Origin of the sequence: Streptomyces sp. Go-475 (assembly GCF_003330845.1) — a bacterium.
Lineage (GTDB): Bacteria > Actinomycetota > Actinomycetes > Streptomycetales > Streptomycetaceae > Streptomyces.
Genome location: NZ_CP026121.1, coordinates 5,847,353 through 5,863,469 on the forward strand (window position 1 = coordinate 5,847,353; position 16,117 = coordinate 5,863,469).

Consider the following 16,117-nt stretch of genomic DNA (forward strand, 5'->3'; position numbering starts at 1 on the left):
CCTGGACAAAGTCCTCCCGCAACCCGACACCGGCCAGACGCTCGGACACCGTGGATCGGCTGGGGACGCGTCCCTCAGCGAAGTGCTCAGGCGTCAGGTGCCTCAGCACGTCATCCACCCGCATCCCTGCCCGATCCAGCCACTGTCTCAGCACCCGAGCGACAGCGTTGGCCTCAGCGGATGGCCCTTTCAAAGGCCCCCACGGACGAGTCCGTCTGCCCGCACTGGTCACGCAACCCCCCTTGTCCAGCGAACAACCTGCCCTTGTCCGGGCTTGTCCAGATCAAGGCCCGAACAAGTAGACCAGGCCCCATACACCCCGGGAGCGTAAAGGCGTCACCACACCGCATCCGGCCTTTCGGCATCAGCCTTGCAGGAGCCCAACTCAATGAACGCCCTTCAGGACGCCTTCGATCTCGCTGTCCACGGTCTGCTCACGGAGCTGCCCGCCCAACTCGTCACAGCCGCGGTGGCAGCGGTCACAGCCGCTGCCGTCAAGGCCTGGAAGAAGCGCCGTACGGCAGTTGCCGCCGAGGGCAAGGCAGAACAGTAGGTACCGCCCGGCTGGCCACACCGGAATGCTCGGTCACGGACCACTGCCGAGCGGCCTCGGACGGCCCGGAGACGGCCCGGGGGAGTGGTCGCCTCTGGGCCGTACTGGCACGTCTGGGGCGAGCCCGGCACCTGGCGCTCACACCGGAACAGGTGGCCGCGCCGCTGGCCGCTCGACCGTACGACCTGAGGCACGCCGGGCTCTCCTCCTGGCTCAATGCCGACGTCGACCCCACCGAGGTCGCGGAGCGTGCGGGCAACAGCGTCGAAGTGCTGCTGAGCCGGTACGCGAAGTGCCTCGACGGGCGCCAGGACGTGGCCAACCGCCGGATCACGGAGCTCCTTGCGGAGGGCGATGACCAGGAGGAAATAAAGAACTGACTAAGGTCGGCCGAAAGTACTGTTCTCCCACCTGCGCAATGAGCGGGTGGGGCCTTCGGCGTTCTGGCCCGTTCCCTGCTGCTGTGCGTCTGCCTTGTGGAGTTCGGAGGGCCATGGACCTGCTCGCTGCGCTTGATGAAGCTGTGGCCACTCTCAAGGCTCCTCTGGGAGAGGACGACCGGGCGCAGGGCTGGACCGATGATCTCCGAAGAGAGGTGCAGGCAGAGATCTCGATCCATCGCTCAGTGCTGCGTCGCCACGGGCTGGGTATGGCGCGGCACCTGCGTCCTCGCCTCGACGAGTGGATGGAGCATGAGGGCGTTCGGCCCGGGCGCCTCCGGGACCTGGTAGGTGCCGTGCAGCGGTCGCTCGTGGAAGCTCGGACCATGACGTGAGAAATGCTGGCCGACCTGGGCGTTGGTCGCCCGCCGCCAGTCCACGAATAGTTCACGTGCCCCGACATACAGCCGCTCCGAGCGGCACACGCCCGCACATACGCGAAGACCCCGTCCCAGCGAAAGCGCTGATGGCGGGGTCTCTGGGCACCTCACACAAGGTGCCCCCGGCAGGATTCGAACCTGCGCACACGGCTCCGGAGGCCTTTTGGCTACCAGGCAACGTTGCTGGTGAGGTGCCCCTGTACGCTCAATCGACTGAGATCAGTCCACAGATGGTCCGCGAAGCCTAGCCGCCACTTCGGGGATCCCATGAGGGTGGTACGGGCTTCCGGAGAAAGTCGGGACCCCACGCCTGGATGCCAGTGGTTTCATCTACCGCCCCTGCCATGCGCCATCTCAGGGGCCCTGCTGGCAGGGCGGGCCCTCAGTGCCCGGTGCGCGGCCAGGTCGGCCAGCCCCGCCACTAACCGGACTCGCTGTCCGCCGACCGCGGCTACGACCACGACGCCTACCGCGGCTAGGTCCGCGACCGAGGCGTCGTGCCAGCGATCGCCCGCCGCGGAACGCGGCACGCCGCCGGGCTGGGCGCCTACCGGTGGGTGATCGAGCGCGGTTCCGCCCGGCTGCACGACTTCCGCCGCCTGCAGATCCGCTGGGAACGACGGACCGACATCCGCGAAGCATTCTTCAAACTCGCCTGCTGCCTGATCACCACCAGCAACTCAGCTCATTTTGTTAGCAGTTGTAAAACTCAGTCGAGCTCGGTGACAGCCGCGTGAATCGCGCCGCGCAACGTCACCTCAACGCCCCGCTCGTTTTTGAGCTCCTGGAAATGACAGGCGCTATTCGGGTGCTGGCGGAGAACCGAGGCAACGACGGTAGCGGCCTGCCCGTCCAGGGAACGCAGCCAGCGCCTGATCGAGTCCTGCGGCTTCCACTGGTCGAATGCGCCATCCCAGGCGCACATGCTGTCCGTCGCGGCATCTAGCAGCTCCCACTGCCTTTCACGGCCGGCGAGGGAGGCGACGCGCAGCAGCCACCAGATGGCCTGGTCGGCCTCGCCGAAACGCGGCCACTGTCCGCGCTCGTCGCCCGCGACATGGGCGGCGAGGGCCTTGACCAACGCGACGGCCCGGGGGATGTCGGACAGCAGTGCATCGCCAGCGAACTTCACCTCTAGCGCGGTGACCGCCTCCAGGTACAGCTCGTAGTCGCCGGGCCGGTCGGCTGCCAGCGCGATCAGGGCGTCGGCCGCCGCACCATCTCCTCCGCTCGCCGCCTCCAGCAGTTGCCGCCCCCGGAGGATCGGCAAGCCAGGAGCAGGAGCCGTCTCCTTCTCAACAAGGTCGAGGAAGGCCGTGATGTCCTGCGGCCGCTGCTCGGGGTCGCGGTGCGCTGCTCGGCGCACGATCCCGTACCACGGGCCCGGCGGTGGCAGCAGGGGGACGTTGGGCTGGGGCCAGGTGCCGGTGAGGACCCACCCGATGACCTGCCCGAGGCTATAGATGTCGCTCGCGAAGGTGGCCTCGTGCGCGCCGCTGAACAGCTCCGGGGCGGCGAACCCCTCGGTGCCGATCGCCCCGTTGGTGAGGACGCCGAGATCGCTAGTCTGGCCGCGCGGGCGACGCACGATGCCCCAGTCGGCCAGCACCCACCGGTCCTCCAGGAACAGGATGTTCGACGGCTTGATGTCCCGGTGCAGCCACCCGTGCTCGTGCGCCGCGGCGAGCGCCAAGGCGACGGCGTCCACCAAGGCCCGCAGCCGGCCTGCCTCCTGAAGCTCCGAGCGCAGGTCCTCTGCGGTGGCCTGGGCCATTGGCATCACGAACCAGGCGTGGTCCGGGCTGAAGTCGAGCACTGGCATCACGTGGGGGTGGCCGCCCAGCCGCTGCGCAAGCTCGATTTCCCGGGCCATGCGCCGGCGCTCCCGGGACCCCTTTCCCAGGCGGCGCTTGAACGCCACGATGACGCGCGATGCCTTGTGCATAGCGCGGAAGACCTCGGCCTGCCCGCCCTCCGCCAGCGGCAGCCGTTCGAGCCGGTAGTCCTTCTTCTCCCCACGAGCGGAGCCGCTCACCTGCCCATATTCCTGCGCCCGCGCCTCGGCCGGGGCGATATTCCCTTCGGCGGACTCGGTAGCCAGCTTGTGGGCGGTGAGCTTGACCACGACAGGGCGCACCCGAGAAAGGGAGTTGTCCGGGAGGGAGGCGAGCAGGTAGACGGGTTCGCCGGCGCTGTCGGCCTGGGCGAGGCCGAGGACCTGGGCGAGCCGGAGATCGGCCACCGTCTCGCTAGAGCGGTCTGCGATCAGGGTGCGGTGCAACAGGACGTGGTTGCCTGACCCGTCGGGGGAGGCGCTGAGCACGCTGCCGCGCCCATCGGTCAGCAGGTGCGCTGGGTAATGCCCGGCCGTCGGAATCCAGTCCTCACGCCGACCGGCATCTGTGCTACGCCCCAGGTCCACAACGGTGCTGCTCCCGCTCGCGGCGAGGAAGAAGCGGCGCCCATCCAGCCAGACGGCCGAGTGGACCGCTGCCTCGAAGGCGATGGGATAGCGCAGCTGGTCGCCGAGCTCGCTGCCGACGCGGGTCAGGGCGAGCGTGCCGTCGCCGGCGCCGAAGGTGACGCCGGAACCGGAGAGCACCCAGGGCTCCCCGCCGGGTCCGGTCAGCAGTTGGGATCCCTCTTCGAAGGCGCCGGCCAGGACGGTCAGGGCACCGTCGTGCCAGCGGACCAGGGCTGGCCCGCACATCACCAGCAGTGCGTCGTCGGGCTGAAGGACCGGGGTTCCGTGGCATCCGGAGAGTTTCAGGCGCCAGCGCGCTACGCCGCGCCCGCCGATTTCCGCCACGCCGTGCGCGCCGGTGATCAGCAGGCTGTTCCCGCCAGGCCACGAAAGAGTTGCAAGGCCCGAGGGAGGATCCTCCAAGGCCGGCCCCATGAAGAGCAGCTCAGCGGTCAGAGGTGCCTGGGCCTGTACCTCCACCCGCACCGTGGGGCTCAGACGCGCCGCAGGTGTCATCGGCCATGCGTAGTCCGGAGGGCGGGAGGCGATGAGCAGCTGATCGAGCGGGACGTAGGGCTGTCGCTGCCGGAAGGTGTCGCGGATCAGCTCCGGAAGGGACCGCAGACCAGCCACGGCCGCGTCCAGATGGGTCCGGTCCAGCACCACGCCGAAGGCCCCCACGGCGTCCTCGACCTGGTCCAGGTCGTCGTCGGGCGTGACTGTGGCCGTCCACCACAGTAGAGCCCATCGCTCAGACTCCCGCCCCGACCGGCGTGCGGCGAGCACTGCCTGGCCCATGGCATCGTTCGGACCGACGGCCAGGCTGAGAAGGTAGTCCCGGCCTTCGTACTCGAAGCCGAGCCCAGGCAGCCCCTCGAGATCAACGCGCTGCACGGCACCATCGTCGACGACCTGGTTTAGGAGAGCGGCCACCAGCTCGGCGAGCGTCTCGTACCTCTCCGCATCGCTCGCGGTGTCGTTCTTGGCCCACTGGCCGTAGTCGGCCAGCAGAGCCCGTGCCCCATCCACGCTGTTCGTGTTCCCCCCGCGTCCCTAATCCCGGCCCTGAAGCGCGGCCAGCGTGAGCGCATTGTGCCTCATCGAGACCGCGCGGCGCCGGAGTTTGCTGGCATCCGTCCCCACCAGCCACCCGGGGACAACGGTGATGCCCGGCGCGACCACAAGGCCGTACCCAACTCGGCGCCGGTTGGTGGACGGATGGTCGCCAACTGGCGCACGACGATCGCGTTCGGCATGCGCCCACAGTCGACCTCGCCGACGACGAACGTTCCCTTCTCTGGGACTATTTCGTCATGTGTGCTGCCCGTAGATCTTCAGAAGATCCCTCACTCCGGCTGTCGGTGCCCGCACGTGAGCAGCTGAAAGCCGTTGTCTTCGATGCCAACGCTTACGGTATGGCCCGACCCGACCTTGAACAGCTTGAAAGACTTGCCCTCCGCCTCGCGGGCATCGGAATCCAGACCTGGGTGCCCGAGCCAGTTGCCTGGGAATGGGCCGAGCATGTTTCCAGGGACTGGGAGGCAGCCAAGAACGCTGCGCGCCAGGAGCGGGACCGCATGAAGCGGGCCGGCCTCACGGTCGCTGTGCCGACGACGTCGTACGGCAGCAAGGAAGATGTCATCAACGAGGTCTTGGCCAACCTCAGCGCCATCCCGCACGTCAAGACCATCCCGCTGACGGGACCAAGTGCCGTCGAGGGACTGAAGGACCAAGTCCTCCAGCGGAAACCGGCAAAAACCAAAGGAGGCGCAGAAGGCAAGCCAGGAGTCAAGACAGGAGCAAGTGACAGTGCGTGGCTGCGTGACGTACTGAACCTCACCTCACCTGGAGAGATCCTCATCGTAGGTGCGGACAGGGACGTCAGCGCGGCCTTTGACGCATGGAATAAGCCGCTACCGCTCATACGCACCCTGGACAAGCTGCGTCCGACGCTGTTCGACGTCACCGTTGATGACGGACATGCGCAAGCGTTCATCGTCCGGCACCTTATGCGACAGCTCCCGGCGGACGCCCTCGACAGCGACGGCACCGGGTTCGACATCGGACACGTCACCGGGCTGGAAACCGCGATCACCAACTGGACCGATGGTGACGGCAGCAGCCTGAGCGTCTACGGCGCCAGCGTGACGAGGCTGGTTGCACTCGCAGGAGTGGGCGAGGTCAGCATCGCAGACATGCCTACAGACATCGTCGAGGAGAGTAAGCCGGCCCATAGGCCGCCCGGCGATCTCGGGTCCGCCAGCCACAACATCGCCTATGCAACGGTGTACTTCTTGGCGGAGGGCGAAGCGACAGTTCAAACGCTATACAACGGCGGAGACCCCGAAGTCTCGGTCCTCTCCTTCGACAACGTACTGGTCCGGGCGGAACTGAGTTTCAACTTCACCGACGGAACGATCACCGCGGTGGCGTCAGAGGGAGACGCGCAGGCCACGCTCGTCAAAGGCAGCTATGACGATGACGACGCCGCACTCCATGGGCTGGACGAGGCGCTGTCCTGGGTGCCAGGTCTCGACCTCGAAATAGCCTCCCTCCGATATTCAGAAACTGAATCCTCCGTTCAGGTACACGGAGTCTCTACCAAGGTCAGAGCAGCCCTGACTGAGAGCGAGGGCGCTTGGGAACTGGAACTGATCCTCGAGCACGAGGAGTCCGAAGAGCTTGAGGTGCTCGACATGGCATGCAACTACAACCCGGACTCCTGGTGGGGAGGTCGCCGCGATGGCTTTCAGGGGCCTGACGCCTATGACGTGTCGGTCTCGGCTCTTGGCGTTATGGCAAGACACGGAGCCTGGGACGTTCCAGCCTGGATCATCGACAAGGTGGACTGGGCTGCCTTCGACGTACCCAGCCCGCCACAGCAGCCAGGCCCTCTGAACGACGGCTAACAGAGTGAGGGGGGGGAACGGCGCTGATGGCCGTGTCCGGGCCGGCAGTTAGCGTCCCGTCTGGTATGGGGAAGTCTCCGGAGGGCGTTGCGGAACAGGCAAACCTGCCTGGCCAGGAGCCTGACCGCATCCTAGTGAGGCGGCTCAGTCCACGAATGGTCCACGTGCTTGTGTCAGGCGCAGCCGCTGTGGAGTCGGTCAGATTCCAGGTGATCCCATCCCGTCACACTGGATAATACCGGAAAAGCGTCGCAAAGCGGGTATACAGGATTTATGTTCGGCCGCGTCCCATCGGGTGGCATTGGCTGCCATGATGCGATCATGAGTGTCCAGGACGACCAGCGCGAGAATCAGATGGTTGACCGGTTCAACCTTGAGGTGCCGGAGGATCGGAAAAGGTCAGACATCGACGCCTACCTGACCATCGACGGTCAGACTGTGGCTTTTGAGCTCAAATCAGCCACAAGTAAGGGCGTGTCGACTGTGCGCGACCTTGGGCCGAACCACTTTGCCAAGTGGAAGAATATCCACTGGATTTTCGGCGTTTATAATCGAACGGGCACTCGCCTCCTGCATAGCTACTACGCGTCGCCTGACGATATGGCTCCTTGGATCTCCAGCAAGGAAAGGTATATTCGTCCGGACGTCGAGCTGGCTGAGCATGCGATGCGGGGAGTCTCCGTCGACTCGGTAATTAACCTCTTTGGTGAAAAGGAGTTCTACACCAGAGAGGAGGCCAGACTGATCATGAAGAACCAGTGGTCAGTGACGCAATATGCGGAGGCCGCAGATCTGGCAGTAGGCAGAGAGTTGCGTTACTCACTGGATCGCATGGTCGAGATAATGCGTTCGCGTGCTAACTACGTCATGTCTCGTGGCGCCACACTCAATAATCCGCACATCCCGCTGTCGTACATCGAGAAGCTGCCGAAAATCACAACGGAGCCAGCGATCACCTTGCGTAATCTTGTGCGTGCCTACTTGGAGAGCACGTCGAGCACGGATGAGGCCACCGCGTAGGCAAGTGGCGGCGGCACGGCGTTGCCGATCTGACCTAGGGCCATGTACGTGGCACCAACGAAGGGCCAATCCTCAGGGAAGCCCTGAATCAGCGCAACATCAGGTACCGAGAGGCGGAAGTGGCCGTTCTTGGCTACGAAGGCTCGTGCGGAAGCGCGGTCGGCGGCCACTCCGTTGGGCCAAATCTGCAGACTTTCGAACTTGCGCTGCGCTGCCACGCTGTTCAGGATAGATGTCGTGTGACGGGGGCCCGTCAGGCTGCTGCGAATCGTTGGCGAAAGATCGTCAATACCGATGTCGGGGAGCCCCAGCGCCTCGCGAAGGCCCATGCAGCGTGCACCACCAGTGATGGATGCATCGCCCCAGTAATGCGTGGGTTCGGGGGCCTTCCATGCGTTACTCATCTTCTTTGTTCGAAAACCGACAAAGAAAACCCGTCGCCTAACCTGGGGCACTCCGAAGTCGCTGGCCTGAAGTATCACTTTCTGGATGTGATAGCTGCCCGAGAGTGGTGCGATGATCCTGTCTGCAACGTACTCGGAGAACTTGGGACTCGCCAGCGCGGGTACATTCTCACCAATGAAGGCGGCAGGTCGAATCTCCTTCACTGCCCTGACGAACTCAGGCCACATGTCTCGCTCATCCAGATGGCCTTTTTGGCGGCCAGCATTCGAAAAGGGCTGGCAGGGCGGACCTCCGTGGACCAGGTTTACGTCCCCACGCCACTGTTTGAAACTGACTCCCCTTACATCGCCGTCTTTTTCGCCACTGTAGACGGCCCAGGTGTCGCGAGCCTTGCGAAGAGTGTCACCGGCTTCCGCCATAATCTCGAAGGATGCGGTGTGTGCGAAGCCAGCGCGTTCAATGCCTAGGTCTAGCCCCCCTCCTCCGCTAAAAAGGGACAGTGCGGCTAGCCCTTTGCCATCCCGCTGAGGCATGAGGTCCAACGGGTGAAGCTTCGGGACGTTAATGTCATGGATCGGTGCAGGGCCTTCGCCGGCGAGCGCCGAGCGCCGCGCTTCTCGCGACTCCCGTGACATCTTGCGGAACTTCTCCCGTTGAGCCTCCGTCAACTCGCGCGGTTGATGGAAGGGAGAGGTGCTGCGGATCCTGCTGGGTACGACTGGTCCCTCGGCCTCCTCCGGCAGGGTTGACGTCTCGAAGAGGCTGTGTTGCTGAGTGGGACGTTCGGGCATGCCGTGCATCTTACGAGACAGAGGTGGTCTTGTCAGCTGCCTAGCGTAAGAGTGCTGTGACCAGCGGTTATAGACGTAAGTCGTGGCGGCAGCGCAGTGATGCAGTCCACTGTCGGGTTGGGGGTGCTTGTACGGCACGGATGGCCAGCACTCCGGCGCCCTGGTCGTCGCGGTGCGGGGCATCTAGTGCCCGCGGTTGGACTGCTCCACTTGCCTGCGCACTACTTCCGCGACTCGGAGAGCTGCGGCCGCGAGATCTTCATGCTCCCAGAAGCGCAGCACGGTCCATCCTGCTGCGGCGAGCTGAGCATTGGTATCTTGATCGCGCTCTCTGTTACGCCGAACTTTGTCCTGCCAATACGTAGCGTTCGCCGATGCGAGCGTGTGATGAACTGGACAGCCGTGCCAGAAGCATCCATCGAGGAATACGGCAACTTTCGCGCGCGTGAAAACAATGTCTGCCGTGCGTCTCAGTGATGGCAGCGGTCTGATGGAAACTCGATAGCGCAAGCCCAGCGCGTGTATCGCACGGCGAAGAGCGAGTTCTGGTTTCGTATCCTGACTACGATTCGCTCGCATGGTGGCTCGCGCGGCGTTGCTGGAAGCCCAGGAGATCTGTGGACTGCTCACAGAAGCACAGTACCGGGCTGCCGGCGGATGGCTTCGGCGTGAGCACGGGCAGGGCGGTGGAGTCTCAATGGGCGAGTCAAGACCTGTCTTCTTGCCCTGGGTCTTGTCGGGGATCTTGGTGAGCTAGGTTTTTGCTGCTCAGGGGCGGTGGGATCGTGCGCCGGGTGGTCATCATTGGTCGGTATTGGCCGCCGCTGCGCAGCCTCGGACGGCCCAGAGACGGCCCAGCTCTGCCGCACTCGACTGACGCCAGCACCTTCGATGCGCCCCGTCTGAACCTCAGCCGACGACAGTGAGCCACGACGGCGAGTGGGTCAACTGACCACGCACGCGTATGCCTCGCTGCACTCCCACCGACCTCAGCCACGTTCCCAATGTCGTCGCCCAGAACGAGCCACGACGGCCGCGGTCCGTGACGACGATGCCGAAGTCCTCAGCTTGGTGGATTTACTTTGGTCGAATGCTGGTGCCTTAGCCTTGCCACATGAAGGCGGGCCCCACCCTGGTCAGGGCGGGGCCCGCCTTAGTGCTGGCCTGCAAGCATCTGTTCAGGGCCGCGGGTACAGCGTGGTGGTTTGCAGCGCCTCCTCCTCGGATTCGCTTGTAGTGGGCTCCTGCAGCAGGCTCAACAGCCGGCTCCGCAAAGCGGTGTGAAACCGCAGCCTCAAACGAGACACCCATGAACGGACGCGCCGTAGGAGTCGACGGGCTCTCACGCCGTACCACCAGATCGCCATGGGCAACAGCAGTAGATAGAGCAGCAGCCAGGGGGACATCTTAACGATCAACCTCACGCGGGTCTCGGCACCCCCGCGCAAGGCTATGCAGCGAGGGCGAATTCAGTCGGGCCAGGAACCTGGCCCACGCCGGGAGCCCGTGGCACTCGTGGGGCGGCTAGCCGCAGGAGACCGCATGGCGAGGATTCGTTGGGCGGGACAGCGACGAGGCGTCCGAAGAACCTGACGTAGCCGGCAAGCAGGCGCTGCACGAGATCCAGCAACAGCGCTGAGAGTGCGTACGCCGCGTTGGCGATATGCCCGAGCTCAGCGGTGGTGGGATCGTGTCCGAACCGGCTGAGGCGACCCATCCGCTGAGTCAGCCTGTCGACCAGGTTGATCACGAAGTTTGCCGTCTTACCGGAGCCTGCGGCCATGTGGAGGGCGGACTTCAGCTCTACGAGCCGGTGGATGCCATCGGTCACTACCAAGGGGACAGGGGCTGGCGTCGGGTTGAGCCCTAGGAGCAGCCCGGAAGCGCTACACGGGATGCCAGAGATTTCCTCCGCCGTGCGGAGAAGGATGCGTGCTACGTCCTCGCCTGGTGAACGCCTGGAGTAGGTCTTCGGCTCGACGAGCCAAAACTTGCCTAGGTCGTGCAAATGAGCGCTGGCCGTGTGCAGTAGGCCCAGGCGGCTTTGATCGATGCCGACGGAAACCATGTTGGTCGTCAGGAGTAGATCTTGGCCCATGTTGAAGAACCGAAGCATCTCTGTAGAGAGCTCAGCGTCCTCAGGGCACAGGGGCCCCGGCTGCGGCCAGTCCGGCGCGCGAAACCGCGCCGCGGGCTCGCTCGGAGGACGGTGGTTCATGTGGGCGAGGTTACGCCATCCCCACTTTGGATCGGGCCTCTACAGAAAAAGTGTCATCCACTGTGCGCCCGCCCGGAGGAGCGAAGCGACGACGGGTGCTTGAACCAGTAGAGAAAGTTGTAACTCAGTCTGCGGTGCGGGGCTTGAAGGTGTATGCGCAGGCTGGGAGTTTGGTGCCCTGACGGTGGGCCATCGGTAGGAAGACCACTGGCCGGATCGTCCAGGTGATGCGGGTGCTGGCGTGGGTCACGGAGACCGTGCAGGGTTCCATGCGTAAGAGGGCTCGTCGTGTGTCGATGCGGCCGTCGTAGAGCCAGGCCCAGGCCTCGTCGGAGGCGTCCGGGTCGAGTGCTGGTGAGATCGTGCGCAGGGCGACCGCTACCCATCTGTCTGCCTGTGGTGCCGAGTAGGCGTCAAAAGATGCCCGAAGTGCCGGCAACCCCGCCGCGTCGTTGACGTCTTGCGTCCAGCACTCGCACCAGAAGCCCCGCTGGGGCTTGTCCATCAGCACGGGTGTCCTCCCGGCTGGGTGTCCGTGAAGAGTTCGGCGGTGACGGTGTAGCCGCTCTGGCTGCCGTGGACGACGACCCGGTGAGCGATGACGCTGACCATGCCCAAGCCGCGGCCGTGTACGGCGTCCACGCTCGGCTGCTCGACCTTCGGGGCCGTGCCCGTCCCACCCTCGTCGGTGACCGACAAGGCAACCACCTTGGGGGAGACCGCCAGAGCCAGGTGAAAGCTGCCGAGTCCGCCGCTCGCTGTGTGGAGGATCGCGTTCGCGCTCAGCTCGCTCACGATCAGTTCGGCGTCGTCGGCAAGAGGCGATCCGCGCAGGATGTCCCGTGTCCAGCGACGGGCCCGGCTGACCTCTTCCGGAAAACCTGGGCAAGTGAGTCCCCAGACCCGGGCGATGCTCGTATACTCGTGCATACAAGTTCCTTCGTGCTGGTAGGCCGCCATGTGCAGCGGGTTCGGGCTAGACGAGTTTCACGCCGTCGTGGGCGCGTATGGCTGGCGGGGATACCGCGTCCAAAGCGTCCAGGACGCGGATCGCGTATGCCTCGTCGGCGAGTTCGATGACCTCTTTGCGGGTGGCCCAGCGCAGTGCGCGGGTCTCGTCCCCGGTGGTGGGTGTGCCGTCGGCGGCCTCGCAGCGGAAGACCATGGAGACGATCAAGCCCTTCATGTTCTTGTAGATGCCGGTCAGGGTCGCGGGAAGCGCGATCTTGATGCCGGTTTCTTCGAGAACTTCGCGCTGGAGGGCCTCGGGGATGGTTTCCTCGCGTTCGAGGATGCCGCCCGGGGGTTCCCAGTGGCCGTTGTCGCGGCGCTTGATCAGGAGGGCGCGGTCCTGGTCGTCGACGATGACTCCGGCGACGCTCACGGAGTGCGGGCGTTCGGTGCTCACGTTCCTCTGCCCTCTCGGATGGCTAGGCTCTCCACCGTAGCAACAAAGCTCGCCCACTCGTCTAGATACCTAAAGGAGTACACGTGCCCTCTCTTTCCTCCGGCCTTCTCGGCGACCTCGACCCCACGAGCGATCGTGCGGTCTTCCGGCAGATCGCCGACCAGCTGCGCGAGGCCATCGACCGTGGGCGATTCAAGGAGGGCGAAAAGCTGCCCTCCGAGGCCGAACTAGTCGAGCATTACGGGGTTTCCCGTATGACGGTTCGAAACTCCTTCTCCGTTCTCCAGGGCGAGGGCCTGGTGCACGCCGAGCACGGCAAGGGCGTCTTCGTGCGACCACGCCCGCCTGTCAGGCGGCTCGCCTCCGACCGGTTCGCCCGGCGCCACCGCGAGCAGGGGAAGTCCGCTTTCATCGTGGAGGCCGACGCCGCCGGCAGTCACCCGCAGGTGGACAGCCTGGAGGTCAAGGAGGAGAAGGCCAGCCAGGACGTCTCCACCCGGCTCGGGTCCGTGCGACGGGTGCTGGCCCGGCGTCGGAGGTATCTGCTGGACGGGCGGCCCGTGGAGTTCGCCACCTCGTACCTGCCGCTCGACATCGCGCGCGGTACGCCGATCGCCGAGCCGAACCCCGGGCCCGGGGGCATCTATGCCCGACTTGAGGAGCTGGGGCACCGCCTCGACCACTTCGAGGAAGAGATCCGTGCCCGGATGCCCTCTCCCGACGAAGTGCGCACGCTGCGGCTGGCCTCCGGCGTGCCGGTCATTCACCTGATCCGTACCGCGTTCGACGGTGAGGGGCGGGCCGTGGAGGTCTGCGACACGGTCATGGCGGCGGACGCGTACGTCCTGTCGTACCAGCTCCCGGCGACCTGAGCGCCTGATCGGCGGTGGTGCGCGGGGACGCTTCTCCGAACTCGTACACCCCAACACGCTTACTCGTATAGACGAGTGGGCAAGTTGTGTGGCAAGGTGGTTGCCGTTTCCGGAGTTCGGGTTCGAACGCCGCATCTTGTATAGACGAGTAGACAGGAAAAAGCCTTGCGTACCATCCGCGTAGAGACCTCGGCCGCAACGATCCTGCTGACCGAGGCCCCCGAGCCCAAGGTCCGCGACCGGCAGACGGGCGAGATCGCCAAGGACGCTACCAGCGGTGAGGCGCTCATGACGATCGGCGTCGTCTACATCGAGGAGGGCGAGTCGTCGCTGATCAAGGTCACCGTTCCGGAGAGCGGAGTGTCCGAGGGACTGACGCTCGGGGCTCCGGTTTCGCTTCCGGGTCTGGTGGCCCGGCCGTGGGAGAGCGTCTTCAACGGGCAGCAGCGTCACGGCATCGCGTTCCGCGCCGCCGCCGTGACTCCGGCCGCCTTCCCGGCCGCCACCGGGGCCGCTGCCTGATGACCGATCTGACGACACTCCTGGAGGTGGGTGGTCCTGTCGCCGCACTCGGCGGCGGGGCCGCCTACGCCCGGGCCAAGCACCCCGGGGTGTACTGGTCCACGGTCGGCCTGCCGATATCCACGGCCCGGCTCCTCAGCTCATACGGCTCGGTCATGGAAGCCTGCGGCCTGACCGTGGCTCCGTCCCGGCTGCGCATGCTGGCGGTCAAGGCCACCACCCGCCGCGAGATCCGTCCCGTACCGCCGCGTCGGGGCATCATCCGCCCCACCTCGACCGGGCTTCGACTTCGGCTTCGGCTCGCTCCGGGGCAGGAACCAGCCGACGTCGCCGCCTCGGCGGAACGGCTGCGGCATACCTGGGGCGTTCACGCCGTGTACGTGACCACGGTCAAGCCGGGTGTGGTTGAGCTGCGGCTGGTCGGCTTCGACGTGCTGCGGCAGGTGCGGATGCCGCGCAAGGTGGACGCCGGGTCCCTTCAGGTGCCTGTGGCCCTGCGCGAGGACGCCATGCCGTTCATACGCGACTACCGGACTGTGCCCCACCAACTCACCCTCGGCGCGACGCTGTCGGGCAAGTCCATGTATCTGCGGCACCTGATCGCCGGACTCGCCCCTCAGCCGGTCGCCCTGGTCGGCATCGACTGCAAGCGCGGTGTGGAGCTGGCGCCGTTTGCCGCCCGCCTCTCCGCGCTGGCGACCGAACCGGAACAGGCAGCCGAGCTGCTGCCCGTGCTCGTAAAGGAAATGGAGGACCGATACGACCTGATCAAGGCCCGGCAAGGCATCGCCCCGGACACTCCGGCCGAGGAGATCACCTCCGACATCTGGGGACTGCCCGAGTCCAAACGCCCCGTCCCTCTCGTGCTGTTCGTGGACGAGGTGGCTGAACTCTTCCTCGTCGCCACCAGGAAGGACGAGGAACGCCGGGACGAGATGGTCACCCAGCTCATCCGACTCGCCCAACTCGGCCGCGCGGCCGGCATCTACCTGGAGGTCTGCGGGCAACGCTTCGGCGCCGAGCTGGGCAAGGGCGCCACCATGCTGCGAGCCCAGTTGACCGGCCGCGTCTGCCACCGAGTGAACGACGAAGCCTCCGCGAAGATGGCGCTCGGCGACATCGCACCCGAAGCGGTCACGGCCGCCTGCGCCATCGCCCCCGAACGACCCGGCCTCGCCGTGGCAGGTGACACCTCGGGCGGCTGGTCACGCATCCGGACGCCGTACCTGTCCCTCGGTGACGCCGCCGCGACCTGCCGCGAATACGCGCACCAGGTGCCGGACCTGCCCGTGCTCAAGCCCTTCCAGCCCCAGGTGACGGTACCGCCGGTTGAATCCCCGGCCCCGGTCATCGAGACGCGCCCAGCAACCGGCTGACCTCCTCCACCAACCCGGTCGGCGTGACCGCCTCACGCCAAGTCCCTACCTCTCGCATGCCTGAATCCGGAAGGAGCCGCATCATGCGCGCCCAACTGGCCCGCGTTGACGCGGTGCTCATCCAAGCCGTCATCGCTGCCGCACTGTCCTTCGCCCACCTGCATGACATCGCCTCGGCGGCCGGGCAGGACGGATGGAAAGCCTGGGCCTACCCCATCAGCGTCGACCTGCTGCTCGTCGCCGCCTGGCGTCGCCTGCGGTCCGGGGAAGCGAAAGCGGCCGGGTGGTGCTGGTTCCTCATCGCGCTCACGGCCTCACTCGGAGCCAACGTCGCCACCGCCGGCCTGCTCGACATGAACCACGTCCCGGCCTGGCTGCGCATCCTCGTGGCGGGCTGGCCTGCGGTCGCCTTCCTCGGCGGCACCCTGCTCGCACACTCCGCACCGAAGACGATCGACCACGCCGCCGAACCCGACACGGACGACGACGAGGTCCATGACCAGGCGGAGGAACCAGAATTCCTCCCCGAGCCACCCGTCCACCCGGCACCCGAGCAAACCCCGCCCCCGCGTCCGGTCAACGAACCGGAACCGCCTGAGCGTCCCGCCCCGCCCGTTCCGGCCGCCCTCGTCGCACACGCCCGCAAGGTCGCCGCCGAACACCACACCCGCACCGGAACACCCATCGACACCCCCACCCTCCGCGCCCGCCTCGGCGTCCCCGCACCCATGGCCGAAGCCATCGCCACCCACCTCTGAA

Annotated in this window: 15 protein-coding genes and 2 pseudogenes; 10 read left to right on the top strand and 7 right to left on the bottom strand. The window is 65.8% G+C overall.

The genetic code is table 11. The features are described from left to right. The first annotated feature begins 388 nt into the window (after positions 1–388). From C1703_RS39375 to C1703_RS27085, 4 genes and pseudogenes are all read left to right on the top strand, one after another. Positions 389–553, top strand: a complete 165-nt coding sequence (locus tag C1703_RS39375) for a hypothetical protein (RefSeq protein WP_198678283.1) — start codon at positions 389–391, stop codon at positions 551–553. A gap of 78 nt (positions 554–631) precedes the next feature. Beyond that, positions 632–933: pseudogene (locus tag C1703_RS27075) on the top strand (site-specific integrase); the annotation flags it as partial. Between the two features lie 113 nt (positions 934–1,046). Further along, a complete protein-coding gene (locus tag C1703_RS27080) occupies positions 1,047–1,328 on the top strand; it encodes a hypothetical protein (protein ID WP_114255294.1) in 282 nt (93 codons plus the stop codon). Between the two features lie 479 nt (positions 1,329–1,807). After that, positions 1,808–2,110 (top strand): annotated as a pseudogene (locus tag C1703_RS27085) (hypothetical protein); the annotation flags it as partial. Here C1703_RS27085 and C1703_RS27090 read toward each other — a convergent pair. Continuing rightward, entirely contained in the window at positions 2,083–4,866 is a 2,784-nt protein-coding gene (locus C1703_RS27090) for a serine/threonine-protein kinase (protein WP_114255295.1), read from the bottom strand. The pseudogene C1703_RS27085 and the gene C1703_RS27090 overlap by 28 nt on opposite strands. 386 nt (positions 4,867–5,252) lie before the next feature. Between C1703_RS27090 and C1703_RS27095 the strand changes: the two genes are divergently transcribed. Both C1703_RS27095 and C1703_RS27100 read left to right on the top strand, forming a co-directional pair. Further along, positions 5,253–6,746, top strand: a complete 1,494-nt coding sequence (locus C1703_RS27095; protein ID WP_232840605.1) for a hypothetical protein — start codon at positions 5,253–5,255, stop codon at positions 6,744–6,746. 321 nt (positions 6,747–7,067) lie between these two features. Further along, positions 7,068–7,766, top strand: coding sequence for a hypothetical protein (locus tag C1703_RS27100; protein ID WP_114255297.1), 699 nt, complete (start codon positions 7,068–7,070; stop codon positions 7,764–7,766). Here the strand turns inward: C1703_RS27100 and dcm are convergent. From dcm to C1703_RS27135, 6 genes are all read right to left on the bottom strand, one after another. Then, complete coding sequence (dcm, locus tag C1703_RS27105) at positions 7,724–8,962, bottom strand: DNA (cytosine-5-)-methyltransferase (protein ID WP_232840606.1); 1,239 nt, start codon at positions 8,960–8,962, stop codon at positions 7,724–7,726. The genes C1703_RS27100 and dcm overlap by 43 nt on opposite strands. A gap of 183 nt (positions 8,963–9,145) precedes the next feature. Then, entirely contained in the window at positions 9,146–9,592 is a 447-nt protein-coding gene (locus C1703_RS27110) for a very short patch repair endonuclease (RefSeq protein WP_269803216.1), read from the bottom strand. A gap of 820 nt (positions 9,593–10,412) precedes the next feature. Further along, positions 10,413–11,180, bottom strand: a complete 768-nt coding sequence (locus C1703_RS27120) for a hypothetical protein (protein WP_157993169.1) — start codon at positions 11,178–11,180, stop codon at positions 10,413–10,415. 124 nt (positions 11,181–11,304) lie between these two features. Continuing rightward, entirely contained in the window at positions 11,305–11,685 is a 381-nt protein-coding gene (locus C1703_RS27125; RefSeq protein ID WP_198678456.1) for a hypothetical protein, read from the bottom strand. After that, a complete protein-coding gene (locus C1703_RS27130; RefSeq protein ID WP_114255302.1) occupies positions 11,685–12,110 on the bottom strand; it encodes an ATP-binding protein in 426 nt (141 codons plus the stop codon). Before C1703_RS27130 ends, C1703_RS27125 begins: the two co-directional genes overlap by 1 nt. 46 nt (positions 12,111–12,156) lie before the next feature. After that, positions 12,157–12,564, bottom strand: a complete 408-nt coding sequence (locus tag C1703_RS27135) for an NUDIX hydrolase (protein WP_114257611.1) — start codon at positions 12,562–12,564, stop codon at positions 12,157–12,159. Positions 12,565–12,671: 107 nt separating this feature from the next. On the opposite strand from C1703_RS27135, the gene C1703_RS27140 reads away from it, so the two are divergent. The 4 genes from C1703_RS27140 (at position 12,672) to C1703_RS27155 (ending at position 16,116) form a co-directional block, all read left to right on the top strand. After that, a complete protein-coding gene (locus C1703_RS27140) occupies positions 12,672–13,460 on the top strand; it encodes a GntR family transcriptional regulator (RefSeq protein WP_030851883.1) in 789 nt (262 codons plus the stop codon). 165 nt (positions 13,461–13,625) lie between these two features. After that, on the top strand, positions 13,626–13,982 hold the full coding sequence (locus C1703_RS27145; RefSeq protein WP_114253599.1) for a hypothetical protein: 357 nt from the start codon (positions 13,626–13,628) through the stop codon (positions 13,980–13,982). Beyond that, positions 13,982–15,358 carry an FtsK/SpoIIIE domain-containing protein gene (locus C1703_RS27150; protein WP_114255303.1) on the top strand — a complete coding sequence of 459 codons (1,377 nt, stop codon included), beginning with the start codon at positions 13,982–13,984 and terminating at the stop codon, positions 15,356–15,358. Before C1703_RS27145 ends, C1703_RS27150 begins: the two co-directional genes overlap by 1 nt. 83 nt (positions 15,359–15,441) lie before the next feature. Beyond that, positions 15,442–16,116, top strand: coding sequence for a DUF2637 domain-containing protein (locus tag C1703_RS27155; RefSeq protein ID WP_114253598.1), 675 nt, complete (start codon positions 15,442–15,444; stop codon positions 16,114–16,116). Position 16,117: the final 1 nt, after the last annotated feature.

What these genes read in the sequence shown, in the direction of transcription:
- C1703_RS39375 (WP_198678283.1), top strand. Translation starts at nt 389, where the DNA reads ATGAACGCCCTTCAGGACGCCTTCGATCTCGCTGTCCACGGTCTGCTC.
- C1703_RS27080 (WP_114255294.1), top strand. Translation starts at nt 1,047, where the DNA reads ATGGACCTGCTCGCTGCGCTTGATGAAGCTGTGGCCACTCTCAAGGCT.
- C1703_RS27095 (WP_232840605.1), top strand. Translation starts at nt 5,253, where the DNA reads ATGGCCCGACCCGACCTTGAACAGCTTGAAAGACTTGCCCTCCGCCTC.
- C1703_RS27100 (WP_114255297.1), top strand. Translation starts at nt 7,068, where the DNA reads ATGAGTGTCCAGGACGACCAGCGCGAGAATCAGATGGTTGACCGGTTC.
- dcm (WP_232840606.1), bottom strand. Translation starts at nt 8,962, where the DNA reads ATGCCCGAACGTCCCACTCAGCAACACAGCCTCTTCGAGACGTCAACC.
- C1703_RS27120 (WP_157993169.1), bottom strand. Translation starts at nt 11,180, where the DNA reads ATGAACCACCGTCCTCCGAGCGAGCCCGCGGCGCGGTTTCGCGCGCCG.
- C1703_RS27125 (WP_198678456.1), bottom strand. Translation starts at nt 11,685, where the DNA reads ATGGACAAGCCCCAGCGGGGCTTCTGGTGCGAGTGCTGGACGCAAGAC.
- C1703_RS27130 (WP_114255302.1), bottom strand. Translation starts at nt 12,110, where the DNA reads ATGCACGAGTATACGAGCATCGCCCGGGTCTGGGGACTCACTTGCCCA.
- C1703_RS27150 (WP_114255303.1), top strand. Translation starts at nt 13,982, where the DNA reads ATGACCGATCTGACGACACTCCTGGAGGTGGGTGGTCCTGTCGCCGCA.
- C1703_RS27155 (WP_114253598.1), top strand. Translation starts at nt 15,442, where the DNA reads ATGCGCGCCCAACTGGCCCGCGTTGACGCGGTGCTCATCCAAGCCGTC.